Here is a 746-nt window from a genome sequence, read left to right as displayed (position 1 = left end):
TGACCCCGTGCTACAGCGGCTTGGGCAATAGCCAACATATCCCTTTGCAACCCGCCGAAAGGGAAATACTCGAACAGCACAAACGCCAGCTTCATGAGGCCACCCGTAACAGTTGCTGCCAGACCTGCTTTGGCTTGAGGCTGCTAAAGCAAGGAGGTTCCACCCCCTTGCCCAACTCTCCCCGGTATGTGCACTTCTCCTGCACACAAGGCGCGCAAGGAAAATCCGCCGCCAATGACGAAGCACGAGCACCTTGCACCCCGGTCAGCACCGGGTCCGTTGGGCCATAAAGTGCCACACCCGGCAAACCAGCGGCCGCCGCCAGATGTGCCAAGCCGGTATCCACGGCGATAAAGGCATCCCAGCTCAACAGTTTGTCGGTAAGCGCATCCAGCCCCATTTTCGGCAGCACTGTCACTCGCTCAAGACCGGAAGCCAACCGCTCGGCGCGGGCCTTTTCTTCGTCGTTGCCCCAAGGCACATAAATGCGGTGACCTTCACTACTGGCCAACTCCAGCAACTGCCGCCAGAAAGCCTCCGGGTAATGCTTGGTGGTCCAGGTCGTGCCATGACAAAAAACCAGCTGGGCCGGGCAACTTAACGGAGTCGGCACATGACTGCGAGGCAGACCGTAATCGGGTGCAGTGTCGGGCAGAGGGTAGCCGAGCGACAGTGCGAACAACTGCCGAACCCGGGCAATGGCATGCTGGCCTCGCGCAATCGGTTGTGGATAATCCAGCACTCGG

Annotated in this window: 1 protein-coding gene; it reads right to left on the bottom strand. The window is 59.7% G+C overall.

Annotated features, from left to right (window positions below):
* Positions 1-91: 91 nt before the first annotated feature.
* Positions 92-746, bottom strand: a 655-nt coding sequence (locus A3754_RS03735; RefSeq protein WP_304439796.1) for a glycosyltransferase family 9 protein, incomplete at its 5' end; no start/stop codon positions are given.

It is taken from the genome of Alcanivorax sp. HI0083, assembly GCF_001635175.1.
The sequence above is the reverse complement of the archived record's forward strand: the minus strand, read 5'-3'. Positions and strand labels throughout refer to the sequence as shown.